The following is a 14004-nucleotide window of genomic DNA, read 5'->3' on the forward strand; positions in this document are numbered from 1 at the left end:
ATCCCTGTCGACCCAGAACGGTTTACTCGCTCCATGAATACTCAGTTTTCCTGCGTTGGTTGCGGCAAGTGCTGCAACGATCACCATGTGCCCCTGACCCTCACCGAAGCCCGGGCCTGGGCCGCCGACGGCGGTCAGGTGATCGTCCTGGTGGAGGCCTTCCTCGGCAATGGCCTGGGGCTGCCGGCGCAACAGCGCGAGCACGCCGAGCGCCGTTCCTGCCGGGTCACCAGTGGCAGTACCGAGGCCTACGTGGCAATCACCTTTGCCGCCTACAACGTCGGCCCCTGCCGGAATCTTGACGAAGACCAGCTCTGCCGCATCTATGAGCGTCGCCCCCTGGTGTGCCGTATCTACCCCATGGAGATCAATCCCCATATCCCCCTCAACCCGCAGGCCAAGGAGTGCCCGCCGGAATCCTGGGAACAGGGACCGCAACTGATTCTGGGGGGAGCACTGGTGGATAGGGAACTGGCCGAGCTGATCAGCCGCTCACGCCAGGCCGACCGCGACGATATCCACACCAAGGAAGCCATTTGCGCCCTGCTCGGCATTCGCACCACGGCCCTCAAGGGCGACGGCTTCACCGCCTACTTGCCCGACATGAATGCCCTGGCCAGGGCCATCGATCAAGTTCAGGCCGCGCCCCCCGTGGCATCCAGCCAGCCCTGGCGCTTTCACCTGTCCGGAAATGACATCGCCAGCCAGGTCCAGGCTGCCGGCGCCCAGGTGGTCAGCGAAGCGGCCCTGGACTACGCCTTCATCTCGCTACGCGCCGCCTGACCCCGCAGGATCAGGCTGGCCGGCGAGCCGGCCTATCCGCGCTTATGCCAGAACTCCTGGGCCAGTTGCCGCAAGTCCCCCGCCAGCCCGGCCACGTCGCCTGAATTGACATGACTGAGCTGGCCGGCACTGACCGTCACTTCACAGGCATTGCGAATACCGATGATGTTGCGGTTGATGTCCTCGCTCACCGCGCTCTGCTCCTCCACCGCCGCGGCAATCTGCAGGCTCATTTCGGTGATCTGATTGACCCGCTGGCTGATGCCGTCCAGGGCCACCGCGGCGCGCTGGGCCTGGTCGACACTGCTTTCCACATGCGCACTGCTGTGCTGCATGGCCTCCACGGCATGGCGCGCCGCATTTTGCAGGGTGCTGATCATGCGCTGGATTTCGTTGGTGGAATCCTGGGTCCGCTGGGCCAGCCCACGGACCTCATCGGCCACCACGGCAAAGCCGCGCCCCTGCTCACCGGCCCGCGCCGCCTCGATGGCAGCGTTCAGGGCCAGCAGGTTGGTTTGCTCGGCGATGCTGCGGATCACCTCCAGCACCCCGGAAATATCCGTGCTGTGGCCCTCCAGCTGATGGATGACCTCGGTGGCCCGCTCCAGCTCGCTGGCCAGGCGTAGCACCGCGCTGCGGCTTTCGCCCACCAGTTGATGACCTTCACGGGTTTCGCTTTCCGCCTGATCCGCCGCCACCGATGCCTGCTGGGCATGGGTGGCGACCTCGGCCACGCTGGCGGCCATCTGGTGAATGGCGGCCGCCACCTGATCGGTTTCCGCCTGCTGCTCCAGGGTGCTGTTGTGGCTGCTGTGCAGGTGTTCCACCAGCTCTGCGGCGTGCCCGGCCAGGCGCTGGGACGCATCGCCGATCCGCCCCACCACCGCCCCCACTTGGGCCTCGAGCATCTGCAAGGCAAACTCGATACGCCCGAACTCGTCGGCACGACCGGTGTAGATGCCCTGGCTCAGTGGGTTGTCGCCGATCTGCCGGGCACGCTCGGCGAGGCGATCCAGCGGGCGCATTTGCAGACCGACCGCCACCAGACTCAGGCACCAGCCCATGGCCATCACCGTGCCCTGGAGCATCCAGGACTCGGGCAGCAGCCAGGCTGAAACCCCGAAACTGCCGATAAAACCGGCGCTGATAGCGGCCCACAGGCGCAAGCGCAGGCTGACGACTGGCAGCAGGCTCCAACCTGAACGCCCGCCCTCCCTGAGCCGGGCATAAGCCCGCTCCGCGGCGTCGATCTGTTGCGGACTGGGCTTGGTGCGCACCGATTGGTACTCCACCGCCTGACCGTCACGCGTCACCGGCGTGACGTAGGCGCTGACCCAGTAGTGGTCGCCGTTCTTGCAGCGGTTCTTGACCATGCCCATCCACGAGCGGCCGCTCTTGAGGGTGCGCCACATATGGCCGAAGGCCGCGGAGGGCATGTCCGGGTGACGCAGCAGGTTGTGCGGCGAACCCAGCAGTTCCTCGCGGGTGTAGCCGCTGATCTCGATGAAGTCAGGATTGGCGTAGGTGATCGCGCTGGTCAGATCGGTGGTCGAAAGGATGTTCGCATCAGGGGCAAAGTCCACGTTTCGCCCAGTAACCGGCAGGTTGATCTTCATGGGAAGCGCGCTCGTAATTGTTAGGAGGAGTCGGCAGGGCTGCTGACTCTAAGCGCACTGATGCCACAAATACTGATCCAGCTCAGGTTTAAAGCAATTAGCCATCATTGCGATTAAAAAGCGCAAATCGAGGCAATATCTTCGATTGTCGGCGATATCAACGTTTGCCCATGGAGCGCCGGGTACCGGGAGGCGCTGCGCCGGGGGTCTTGGTGTGGCCATTGCTGGCGCCGTTCTTGTACCAGGGCTGCTGAACGTTTTTGGCCGCGGCGAATTCGGACGGTTTGAAGGGAAACTTGAACGCCGGTATCTCAGCCTTGCCCTCGGTTTCAGGGGTGGCCGGCTCGGCCGCAGGATCAACGCTCAGGGCGTCATCCGCAGCAGGTTGTGCAGGGGAAGTCATGGAAGCTCCAGGAGAGAAAGAAAAGCCGGGCCGAGGGACGGGCCACAGGGGCCGGCAGTATACCTGTGTGCCTGCGATCTTTGACCTGCATCGCAAGGGCTGGCAGGTACTTTTCTGACAGGGCTGACAGCTGGCCGTCACCCTGCTGACCGGGTTAGCGGACTATAACTGTGCACAGATCATGGCCATCCTTCCGACATCACTGCCCGGCGCCCTCCCCCCATGCCCATTGCCAAGAAAACCGTCGTGACCGCAACGCTTCTCCTGGCCATCGCCGCCGCTGCGATCTGGTTCTTCAACAAACCCACAAGCCCCAGGCTGGCCGCGCCCACGGCGATACCAGTGCGGGTGGTACAGGTGGTCCAGCAGGACGTAGCGCGCTACACCAGCGGCATAGGCTCGGTGCAGTCGCTGCACAGTGTGACCATCCGTCCCCAGGTGGACGGCATCCTCACCCGATTGCGGGTCAAGGAAGGGCAGTGGGTGAAAGCAGGTGACCTGCTGGCCACTCTCGATGACCGTTCGATCCGCGCCAACCTGGATCAGGCCCGGGCTCAGCTGGCGCAGAATCAGGCCCAGTTGCAGGTGGCGCAGATCAATCTCAAGCGCTACAAGCTGCTGTCGGTGGATGACGGCGTCTCGAAGCAGACGTACGACCAGCAAGTGGCCCTGGTCAATCAGCTCAATGCCACGGCCCAAGGCAACCAGGCCGCCATTGACGCCACCCAGGTACAACTCTCCTACACCCAGATCCGCTCTCCCGTCACTGGCCGGGTGGGTATTCGTACCGTGGATGAAGGCAATTTCCTACGCGTGACCGACACCCAGGGGCTGTTTTCGGTGACCCAGATCGACCCCATCGCCGTGGAGTTTTCCCTGCCCCAGCAAATGCTGCCGACCTTGCAGCAGTTGATCCGCGCCCCGAAGCCGGCGGCGGTCCAAGCCTACCTGGGCGCCGACAGCAACAGCCCCGATGCCCTGCTGGGCAACGGGCACCTGACGCTGATCGACAACCAGATCAATGCCGGTACCGGCACCATTCGCGTCAAGGCCGAGTTCGACAACGCTCAGCAAAAGCTCTGGCCCGGACAATTGGTGACGGTGAAAATCCAGACGGCGCTGGACCAGGCCGCGCTCACCGTACCGCCTAACGTGATCCAGCGCGGCCTGGATCAGCACTTCGTGTTCAGGGTCAAAGGCCAGCACGTGGAAAGCGTGCCGGTGCAGGTGCTGTATCAGGACAGCGGGCTGAACATCATCTCCGGCGTCCAGGCCGGGGACGTGCTGGTCAGTGACGGCCAGTCGCGGCTCAAACCCGGCTCCCAGGTCCAGGTACTGAGCGACCCGCCGCCCCTGGTGCAGGCCTCGGAGCCCAAGCCATGAAGGGCCGTGGCTCGATGTCCGCCTGGTGCATCGACCATCCGGTCGCCACCGTGCTGCTGACGTTCGCGCTGGTGCTGCTGGGGCTGATCGCCTTTGCGCGCCTGCCGGTGGCGCCGCTGCCGGAGGCCGAGTTTCCCACCATCCAGGTTTCCGCCACCCTGCCCGGGGCCAGCCCGGACACCATGGCCTCCTCGGTGGCCACGCCGCTTGAGGTGCAGTTCAGCGCCATCCCCGGCGTGACCCAGATGACCTCCAGCAGTGCCCTGGGCTCCTCCCTGCTGACCCTGCAGTTCACCTTGAACAAGAGCATCGACACCGCCGCTCAGGAAGTACAGGCGGCCATCAACACCGCCGCCGGCAAACTGCCCAAGGACATGCCCACCCTGCCCACCTGGAGGAAGGTCAACCCCGCCGACAGCCCGGTGCTGATCCTCAGCATCAGCTCGACGCAGATGCCCGGCACCGAGCTCAGCGACTACGCGGAAACCCTGCTGGCCCGGCAGATCAGCCAGATCGACGGTGTTGGCCAGATCAACATCACCGGCCAGCAGCGCCCGGCGATCCGGGTCCAGGCTTCAGCAGACAAGCTGGCGGCCATCGGCCTGACCCTGGCCGACATCCGCCTGGCGATCCAGCAAACCAGCCTCAACCTGGCCAAGGGCGCGCTGTATGGCGAATCGAGCATCTCCACCCTGTCCACCAACGACCAGCTGTTCCATCCCGAGGAATACGGCCAGTTGATCGTTTCCTACAAGGACGGCGCACCAGTGCACCTGCAGGACGTGGCGCGAGTGGTCAACGGCTCGGAGAACGCCTACGTCCAGGCCTGGTCCGGTGACCAGCCTGGGGTCAATCTGGTGATCTCGCGCCAACCGGGGGCCAATATCGTCGACACCGTGGACCGCATCCAGGCTGCGCTGCCGGGCCTTGAGGCGATGCTGCCGGCGTCGGTGCAGGTCAAGGTGCTGGTGGATCGCACCCAGACCATCCGCGCCTCGCTGCATGAAGTGGAGATCACGCTGCTGATCGCCGTGCTGCTGGTGGTGGCGGTGATGGCGCTGTTCCTGCGCCAGTGGTCGGCGACCCTGATCGTCTCCGCAGTGCTGGGGGTATCGCTGACCGCCAGTTTCGCCCTCATGTACGTGATGGGCTTCAGCCTGAACAACCTGACCCTGGTGGCCATCGTCATCGCCGTGGGCTTTGTGGTGGACGATGCCATCGTGGTGGTGGAGAACATCCACCGCCATCTGGAGGCCGGTGAAGGCATGCGCGAGGCGGCGATCAAGGGCGCCGCAGAGATCGGCTTTACCGTGGTCTCCATCAGCTTTTCCCTGGTGGCGGCGTTCATTCCCCTGCTGTTCATGGGCGGAGTGGTCGGCCGGCTGTTCAAGGAGTTCGCCCTGACCGCCACCTCCACCATCATGATTTCGGTGGTGGTCTCGCTGACCCTGGCCCCGACCCTGGCCGCCCTGTTCATGCGTGCCCCGGTGCACCCGGCCCATGCCCAGCCGGGTTTCGGCGAGCACCTGCTCGCCTTCTACGAACGCGGCCTGCGCAAGGCCCTGGCCCATCAGCAACTGATGCTGGGGATTTTCGGCCTGACCTTGAGCATGGCCATCGCCGGTTACATTCTGATTCCCAAGGGCTTCTTCCCGGTGCAGGACACCGGCTTCGTGCTGGGTACTACCGAGGCGGCGGCGGACATCTCCTACCCGGACATGGTGAAAAAACATCAGGCCCTGGCGGAAATCGTCGCTGCCGACCCAGCAGTGCAAGCCTTCTCCCATTCGGTGGGCGTCTCCGGCAGCAACCAGACCATCGCCAATGGCCGCTTCTGGATCTCGCTGAAAAAACGTGGCGACCGGGATGTCTCCGCCAGCGCCTTTATCGACCGCATCCGCCCACAACTGATGCAGGTGCCGGGCATCGTCCTCTACTTACGGGCCGGCCAGGACATCAACCTCAGTTCCGGCCCCAGCCGCGCCCAGTATCAATACGTGCTCAAAAGCAACGACGGCCCGACCCTGAGTACCTGGACCCAACGCCTGACTGAAAAACTGCGCGGCAACCCGGCGTTCCGCGATGTTTCCAACGATCTGCAACTGGGCGGCAGCATCACCCACATCAACATCGATCGCACCGCCGCCGCGCGCTTCGGCCTCACCGCCAGCGATGTCGACGAAGCGCTGTACGACGCCTTCGGCCAGCGTCAGATCAACGAGTTCCAGACCGAGATCAACCAGTACAACGTGATCCTCGAACTCGACACTCAGCAACGGGGCAAGGCCGAGAGCCTGAACTACTTCTACCTGCGCTCGCCGCTGACCGGGGAAATGGTCCCACTGTCGGCCCTGGCCCGCTTCGACGCGCCCAGCATCGGCCCGCTGTCGATCGCCCACGACGGCATGTTTCCGGCGGCCAATCTGTCGTTCAACCTGGCCCCCGGCGTGGCCCTGGGGGATGCGGTGATCCTGCTTGACCAGGCAAAGAGCGAGATCGGTATGCCGGCGGCCATCAGCGGCAACTTCCAGGGCGCGGCCCAGGCCTTCCAAAGCTCCTTGGCCAGCCAGCCGTACCTGATCCTCGCCGCGCTGGTGGCCGTGTACATCATTCTCGGGGTGCTGTACGAAAGCTTCGTGCATCCGCTGACCATCATTTCCACCCTGCCTTCAGCGGGCCTCGGCGCCTTGTTGATGCTCTGGCTCTGCGGCCAGGACTTTTCCATCATGGCGCTGATCGGCCTGGTGCTGCTGATCGGCATCGTCAAGAAAAACGGCATCCTGATGATCGACTTCGCCCTGGAGGCCCAGCGCAACCGTGGCCTGGCTCCTGAAGAAGCGATCTACCAGGCCTGTATCACCCGCTTCCGGCCGATCATCATGACCACCCTTGCCGCCTTGCTCGGCGCCCTGCCGCTGATGCTCGGCTATGGTACCGGTGCCGAACTGCGCCAGCCCCTGGGCATCGCGGTGGTCGGCGGTTTGCTGGTAAGCCAGGCCCTGACGCTGTTCACTACGCCGGTCATATACTTGTGGCTCGAGCGGCTGTTCCACCGGCCCCAGCCGGCCCTTTCGCCGGCCACCAACACCTGAGGCGGGTCATGCGCGTTCTGATTATCGAAGACGAAGAAAAAACTGCGGACTACCTGCATCGCGGACTGACCGAACAGGGCTATACCGTCGACCTGGCCCGGGATGGCGTCGAGGGTCTGCACCTGGCTCTGGAAAGTGACTATGCGGTGATCGTGCTGGATGTGATGCTCCCCGGCCTGGACGGCTTTGGCGTGCTGCGAGCCCTGCGGGCGCGCAAGCAGACTCCGGTGATCATGCTCACCGCCCGGGAGCGCGTGGAGGACCGGATTCGCGGCCTGCGCGATGGCGCCGACGACTACCTGGGCAAGCCCTTTTCCTTCCTTGAGCTGGTGGCCCGCCTGCAGGCCCTGACCCGCCGCAGCGGTGGTCACGAACCGGTGCAGATCAGCATCGCCGACCTGTGGATCGATCTCATCAGCCGCAAGGCCAGCCGCGCCGGCACGCGCCTGGACCTGACCGCCAAGGAGTTTTCCCTGCTCAGCGTGCTGGCCCGGCGCCAGGGCGAGATCCTGTCCAAGACCTCGATTGCCGAGATGGTCTGGGACATTAACTTCGACAGCGACGCCAACGTCGTCGAAGTGGCAATCAAGCGCCTGCGGGCCAAACTCGACGGCCCTTTCGAACACAAGCTGCTGCACACCATCCGCGGCATGGGTTATGTGCTGGAGAGCCGCAGTGCCGAGTAACTCCATTGCCCTGCGCCTGAGCGGGCTGTTCACCCTGGTGGCACTGCTGATCTTCCTGCTGATTGGTGGCGCCCTCTATCAACAGGTGGACAAAGGCCTGGGCCTGCTGCCGGAAGCCGAGCTGGACGCGCGTTACAGCGTGCTGGAGTCGGCCTTGAACCGTTACGGCACGCCTGAACACTGGGCCAAGATCAACGCCAAGCTCAAGCTGCTCAGCGAGGAGGACAAGCGCATCCGTTTCTGGGCAGTGAGCGGCGATCCCGCTTATGAGTACGGCAACCCGGACCCACAGATCCGCGCATTCGCCCAAGGTCCGCTGGGCATGCGCGACCTGATCCTGAGCGCTCATCCCTATCCACTGAAGGTACTGGTCAGCCAATTGCCGGCCAAGGAACAGCGCCCGGCCCTGCGCTTCCTGATTGCCATCGACACCGATACCTTCCACCAGACCCAGCAGCAGTTGCTGATAGCCCTGATCGGCCTGGCCATCGTCGGTGTACTGCTGGCCTCGGCCCTGGGTTACTGGGTGGCGCGGATCGGCCTCAAGCCGCTGATCAAGCTGTCCCAGGAGGCCCAGCGCCTTGCACCGCCGCGGCTCTCCGGGCGCCTGCAGCTCTCGCCCCTGGCGCCGGAGCTGAGCCAGTTCGTCAGCTCCTTCAACTCCACCCTGGAACGGGTCGAACAGGCCTATTCGCGCCTGGAGTCGTTCAACGCCGACGTCGCCCATGAACTGCGCTCGCCCCTGACCAACCTGATCGGCCAGACCCAGGTGGCCCTGACCCGAGGCCGCTCGGCGGAGCATTACTTCGAGGTACTGCAATCCAATCTTGAAGAACTGGAACGGCTGCGCTCCATCGTCAACGACATGCTGTTCCTGGCCAGTGCCGACCAGGGCAACAAGGCCACCAAGCTCACCAGCACCTCCCTGGCGACGGAAGTGGCTACCACCCTGGACTACCTGGACTTCATCCTCGAAGACGCCCAGGTCAGGGTCGAGGTCCAGGGCGATGCCCAGGTACGGATCGAGATTGCCCACCTGCGCCGGGCCCTGATCAATCTGCTGAACAATGCCGTGCAGCACACGGCGGTGGGGGAAGTGATCCAGGTGCGGATTGAAGTGCAGGAGCAGCAAGTGACGATCGCCGTCAGCAACCCGGGGCAAGGCATCGCCAGCGAACACCTGCCGCGTTTGTTCGAGCGTTTCTACCGGGTCGATGCCTCGCGCAGCAACAGCGGCGCCAACCACGGCCTGGGGCTGGCCATCGTCAAGGCCATCGCCCTGATGCATGGCGGCGACGTCTTTGTGCGCAGCGATCGGGGGATCAACACCTTCGGCCTTTATCTGCCTCTGTGACTCGGGATTCTCGGATTCTGCAGACGCCGACTGGCCGACGCACGCCTCAACCTATCCGGCGCGGACTATGGGGCACTTTCGCTGGCAACCCGGCACCTGCTGGCCAGTCTCTACTGTTGTGTTTTTGGTAACAGTCCTTATCCTGTTCGGCTCTTTTTCCAGCAGCCACATGGTTATATTTTTGTCGCACCGAATTGAACTTGCTCTGCAAGAAGGTCTTCAGAAATGTCCAACAGTATGGGTTTGGCCAGCGTCTTTGTTTTGTCTTCCCTGTTCGTGGTGCCAATGGCCATGGCCGAAGAATCCCAGGGATTCGTGGCGAGAAATGCCGCACGCGCCGCCGCGTTCGAACAAGCGCAGATTGCCCAGGCCGCCCAGCAGCAAAACAGCCAGCAAGCCCAGAAGATCACCGCTGAGCACAGCAAGACCGACGCTCACAAAGACAGTTGATCGGCGATAGCCACTCGTTTCCCTCGACAACTTCTCTGCTTTCAACCCTGGAGTAAGTTGTCTTAAAGCCGCTGACTTCAGCGGCTTTTTTTTGCTGTAGAGAAACCCTCTGCACATTCGTCATGCACAGAACAAGAAACAACCGAATTCACAATAAAAAATCATGTTCATTCACCAAAGGAGCTACACGTTGTTCAGGACCACGCTGAGAATCAGCCCACTATTCATTGCAATCGCTGCAACTATTCCCGCCTTGGGCCAGGCTGCCGAAGAGCGCGACAAACAGGGCTTCGTCGCCGGCTCGAGCCTCAAGCTCAACGCCCGCAACTACTACATGAATCGCAACCGGCATCAGCAAGCCGATGACAACATCGAATGGGGCCAGGGTTTCCTGGGGGTCTTCGAGTCCGGCTACACCCAGGGCACCGTGGGTTTCGGCCTGGATGCCAATGCCATGCTCGGCCTCAAGCTCGATGGCGGTGGCGGCACCGACAGTTCGAGCATCCTGCCCATCAGCGATGGCAACGGAAAAGCGCCCGCAGCGTTCTCCACCGCTGGCGCCACCTTGAAGATGCGAGCCTTCGACACCGAGCTCAAGGCCGGCGATCTGTTTCTCAACAACCCGGTGATCGCCGGGGGCATGAGCCGCATGCTGCCGCAGACCTTTCGCGGCGTCAGCCTGACCAACCACAGTTTCGACGGCTGGTTGATCGAAGGCGGCCAAGCCAGTTTCACCAAGCCTTACAACCAGAGTGGCCACAAGCGCATCGGCACCTCCTACGGCACCTTGCAAAAAGGTGACGAAAGCCTGCACCTGAATTGGGCCGGGATCGCCTGGACCGGCATTCCGGGGCTGACCAGCAGCCTCTACGCCTCTGAACTCAAGGACATCTGGAACCAGTACTACTACGACCTGGACTACACCTACGCGCTCAACGATCTGGTCAGCCTCAATCCGGGCCTGCACTTCTATCACACCCAGGACACCGGCCAGGCGCTGCTGGGCAATATCGACAACAACACCTACAGCCTGCACTTCACCGTGGGCGTAGGCAGCCACAGCGTCACTGCGGCCTACCAGCGGGTCAACGGCAACACGCCGTTCGACTACATCGCCCAGGGCGACAGCATCTACCTGGACAACTCCCAGCAGTACTCGGACTTCAACGGTCCCAACGAGCGCTCCTGGAAGCTCAAGTACGCCTACGATTTCGCCGGCGTCGGCCTGCCGGGCCTGACCTCGGCACTGTCTTACTCCCGGGGCGAGTTGGACCTGACCCAGGTCGATCCGGCCAGCCGCGGCTATGCCAACTGGTACAGCGCCGACGGCAAGTACGCCAAGCACTGGGAGCGCGACCTCGACCTCAAGTACGTGGTGCAAGGCGGCACCGCCAAGGACCTGGCCGTGCGCTTGCAATGGGCCACCAACCGTGGCGGCAACGGCTACGGCGCACTGGACAACGACACCGATGAGTACCGGGTGATCGTCGACTATCCGATCAACGTGTTCTAAGCCGATATGAGCAAAAGGCCAGCATGTTTTGCTGGCCTTTTTTTTATTCGGGATTTATACAGGCGCGAAGGCGTGACCGATTTCTGTAGCCCACGTCCACACTAGACTTAACTATGTCGACGTAGCAGAAATCAAAATCATGAGCGTGAGTCGTGCGACACCCCGCACAGGGAAAATCGCGTCAAATCCGGAACGTCTGTTGGTCCTGGCCAGCTCGCTGATCGTCGTGGCCATTCTCAGTATCGTCACCTACCTGTTGATCCGTGAACACGCTGCTGCCGAACAGGCTGCCACCCGTGCCGCGAACAACATCGTGCAACTGATCGAAGCGGATGTGTTGCGCAACGTCGAACTCTACGACCTGTCCCTCAAGGGGCTGATCAGTGCGGCGCAACGCGTCGACCTGAAGGACGTGTCGGCGCCCATCCGCCACCTGGCGCTGTTCGACCGGGCCACCGCAGCGCCCTACAAGGGCGATATTCTGTTGCTGGACAAGCACGGCGAGGTACTTGCCGACTCGGCTTCGGTCGTGCCGCGCACGGGCAACTACGCCGACCGCGAGTACTTCCGCTCGCATATCGACAATCCAGATCCAGGCATGATGATCAGCCCCCCGTTCCGTGCCCGCACCGCCGAGCATGACTGGCGGATCAGCTTCAGTCGTCGGCTCAGCAACGAGAATGGCGAGTTCATTGGTGTCGCCGAAGCGGCCATGCGCCTGAGCTACTTCAATGAGCTGTTCAAGAATCTGGATATCGGGCGCAACGGCTCGATCAACCTGATCAGCCGCGACGGGGTTCTGCTAGCCCAACAACCGCCCCTGGCGGACGACCTGATTGGCAAGAGTTTCAGTAACCGCCCCAACTTCGTGCGCATCCTGCGCGAAGGCAATGGCAGCTTCGGCAGCGTGTCCAGCGTGGATCGGATGCACCGGCTGTACACCTTTTCCCAGGTGGGCGACCTGCCGCTGATCGTGGTTGTGGCGCTGTCCATCGACGAAGTCTTCGCTGCCTGGCAACGCACGGCGCTGCTGATCAGCGGCGCCACTGGGGCGCTGTGCATCGCCCTGTTCTGGCTAACCTGGCAACTGTGTCGCGAACTGCGGCGCCGACAGGATGCCGAGCAGGAGCTGGCGCGCCTGGCAGCTGTCGATGCCCTCACCGGCCTGGCCAACCGTCGTACCCTGGATCAGGTGATGAACAATGAGTGGGCCCGGGCCCGGCGCACCAACCAGCCCCTGTCGCTGCTGATGGTCGATGTCGACCACTTCAAGTCGTTCAACGACCGCTTTGGCCATCCACTGGGGGACCAGGCATTGCGTGCAGTGGCGCAGAACATTGGCACTTGCGCGGGACGCCCGGCAGATCTGGCGGCGCGCTACGGAGGCGAAGAGTTCGCGATAGTACTGCCGGAGACCGACAGCGCCGGCGCCGCCGTACTCGCCGAGCGAATCCGCGCCAGCATCGCCGCCTTGCCGCCTGTCAGCGAACAGGCCACACCCTTGACGGTGAGCATCGGCATCAACACCTGGTCGGGCAATCCCGATATCAGCCTCGACCAATGGGTGAGTGACGCCGACAAGGCCCTGTATCAAGCCAAGTACAGCGGCCGCAACCGAGTGGTTTCCAACATGTCACGGCGCAGCAACTGAACATTCGGGCATAAAAAAAGGCCATCCGGGGGGATGGCCTTCAAAAACAAAAGGAAAGAGAGAGTAATTACACGGCCGCGACCGGACGCATGTAAGAGATCGGTGCAGTGCTGGCATCTTCGAAGGTCACGACTTCCCAGGCATCTTTCTGCTCAATCAACTTGCGCAGTAGCTGGTTGTTCAGTGCGTGGCCCGACTTGAAGCCCTTGAACTCGCCTATCAGGCTGTTGCCTAGCAGGTAGAGGTCACCAATTGCATCCAGGATCTTGTGCTTGACGAATTCGTCTTCGTAGCGAAGACCGTCTTCGTTCAGTACGCCATCCGAATCGACCACAATGGCGTTTTCCACGCTGCCGCCGAGTGCGAGGTTGTGCTTGCGCAGGTACTCGATATCACTCATGAAACCAAAGGTACGGGCGCGGCTGACTTCTTTTACAAACGAAGTGCTGGAGAAGTCCACGCTTGCACTCTGGGTGCGGTCACGGAAAACGGGGTGATCGAAATCGATCTCGAAGCTCACTTTAAAACCATCGAAAGGCACGAAAGTGGCGCGCTTGTCGCCGTCTTCCACGGTCACTTCACGAAGGATGCGGATGAACTTTTTAGCTGCGTCCTGTTCTTCGAGGCCAGCAGATTGAATCAGGAATACGAAGGGTCCGGCGCTACCATCCATGATCGGGACTTCGGACGCGGAGAGCTCGACGTAGGCGTTATCGATGCCCAGGCCAGCCATGGCCGAGAGCAAGTGCTCCACCGTGTCCACTTTGACGTCACCGTTGACCAACGTGGTCGACATCGTGGTTTCGCCAACATTTTCCGCGCGAGCAGGAATCTGCACCACAGGGTCCAGGTCGGCACGACAAAACACAATGCCGGTGTCGACAGGCGCAGGCTTGAGGGTCAGGTAAACCTTCTCCCCGGAATGCAGGCCTACACCTGTGGCACGGATAATATTCTTCAGGGTGCGTTGTTTAATCATGGCTTGGGCCGCTTCAGCGCAAATTGCGAACTGGTATCAACAAAGGCTGGCGATAATAGCAGACCATGCCTTTGCTGAACACCAATCACCCTAA

Annotated in this window: 11 protein-coding genes and 1 pseudogene; 8 read left to right on the forward strand and 4 right to left on the reverse strand. The window is 62.4% G+C overall.

All coding sequences use genetic code 11. The features are described from left to right. Positions 1–33: 33 nt before the first annotated feature. The gene (locus PFZ56_RS30100; RefSeq protein WP_170001483.1) at positions 34–783 is read left to right on the forward strand and encodes a YkgJ family cysteine cluster protein; all 750 of its coding nucleotides are present in this window, start codon (positions 34–36) and stop codon (positions 781–783) included. A 32-nt stretch (positions 784–815) separates the two neighbouring features. On the opposite strand, the gene PFZ56_RS30105 is transcribed toward PFZ56_RS30100, so the two are convergent. The 3 genes and pseudogenes from PFZ56_RS30105 to PFZ56_RS30115 all read right to left on the reverse strand — a co-directional run bounded on the left by PFZ56_RS30105 (position 816) and on the right by PFZ56_RS30115 (position 2802). Continuing rightward, positions 816–1871 carry a methyl-accepting chemotaxis protein gene (locus PFZ56_RS30105; RefSeq protein ID WP_372342534.1) on the reverse strand — a complete coding sequence of 352 codons (1056 nt, stop codon included), beginning with the start codon at positions 1869–1871 and terminating at the stop codon, positions 816–818. A gap of 246 nt (positions 1872–2117) precedes the next feature. Beyond that, a pseudogene (locus PFZ56_RS30110) lies at positions 2118–2399 on the reverse strand (PAS domain-containing protein); the annotation flags it as partial. 157 nt (positions 2400–2556) lie between these two features. Then, on the reverse strand, positions 2557–2802 hold the full coding sequence (locus PFZ56_RS30115; RefSeq protein WP_102860335.1) for a hypothetical protein: 246 nt from the start codon (positions 2800–2802) through the stop codon (positions 2557–2559). Between the two features lie 222 nt (positions 2803–3024). On the opposite strand from PFZ56_RS30115, the gene PFZ56_RS30120 reads away from it, so the two are divergent. The 7 genes from PFZ56_RS30120 to PFZ56_RS30150 all read left to right on the forward strand — a co-directional run bounded on the left by PFZ56_RS30120 (position 3025) and on the right by PFZ56_RS30150 (position 12931). After that, entirely contained in the window at positions 3025–4185 is a 1161-nt protein-coding gene (locus PFZ56_RS30120; RefSeq protein ID WP_170001485.1) for an efflux RND transporter periplasmic adaptor subunit, read from the forward strand. After that, the gene (locus PFZ56_RS30125) at positions 4182–7277 is read left to right on the forward strand and encodes a multidrug efflux RND transporter permease subunit (protein ID WP_170001486.1); all 3096 of its coding nucleotides are present in this window, start codon (positions 4182–4184) and stop codon (positions 7275–7277) included. The genes PFZ56_RS30120 and PFZ56_RS30125 overlap by 4 nt, the downstream gene beginning before the upstream one ends. An 8-nt stretch (positions 7278–7285) precedes the next feature. After that, the gene (locus tag PFZ56_RS30130; protein WP_102860332.1) at positions 7286–7963 is read left to right on the forward strand and encodes a heavy metal response regulator transcription factor; all 678 of its coding nucleotides are present in this window, start codon (positions 7286–7288) and stop codon (positions 7961–7963) included. Then, a complete protein-coding gene (locus PFZ56_RS30135) occupies positions 7953–9317 on the forward strand; it encodes a heavy metal sensor histidine kinase (RefSeq protein ID WP_170001487.1) in 1365 nt (454 codons plus the stop codon). The genes PFZ56_RS30130 and PFZ56_RS30135 overlap by 11 nt, the downstream gene beginning before the upstream one ends. A gap of 225 nt (positions 9318–9542) precedes the next feature. Further along, entirely contained in the window at positions 9543–9767 is a 225-nt protein-coding gene (locus PFZ56_RS30140; protein WP_170001488.1) for a hypothetical protein, read from the forward strand. Between the two features lie 163 nt (positions 9768–9930). After that, positions 9931–11280, forward strand: a complete 1350-nt coding sequence (locus tag PFZ56_RS30145; RefSeq protein ID WP_170001489.1) for an OprD family porin — start codon at positions 9931–9933, stop codon at positions 11278–11280. Positions 11281–11419: 139 nt separating this feature from the next. Continuing rightward, entirely contained in the window at positions 11420–12931 is a 1512-nt protein-coding gene (locus PFZ56_RS30150; RefSeq protein ID WP_170001490.1) for a sensor domain-containing diguanylate cyclase, read from the forward strand. Positions 12932–12998: 67 nt separating this feature from the next. Here PFZ56_RS30150 and lpxC read toward each other — a convergent pair whose 3' ends face one another. After that, positions 12999–13910, reverse strand: coding sequence for a UDP-3-O-acyl-N-acetylglucosamine deacetylase (lpxC, locus tag PFZ56_RS30155; RefSeq protein ID WP_011063304.1), 912 nt, complete (start codon positions 13908–13910; stop codon positions 12999–13001). Positions 13911–14004: the final 94 nt, after the last annotated feature.

The sequence above is a fragment of the Pseudomonas danubii genome (assembly GCF_042980055.1).
GTDB lineage: Bacteria > Pseudomonadota > Gammaproteobacteria > Pseudomonadales > Pseudomonadaceae > Aquipseudomonas > Aquipseudomonas danubii.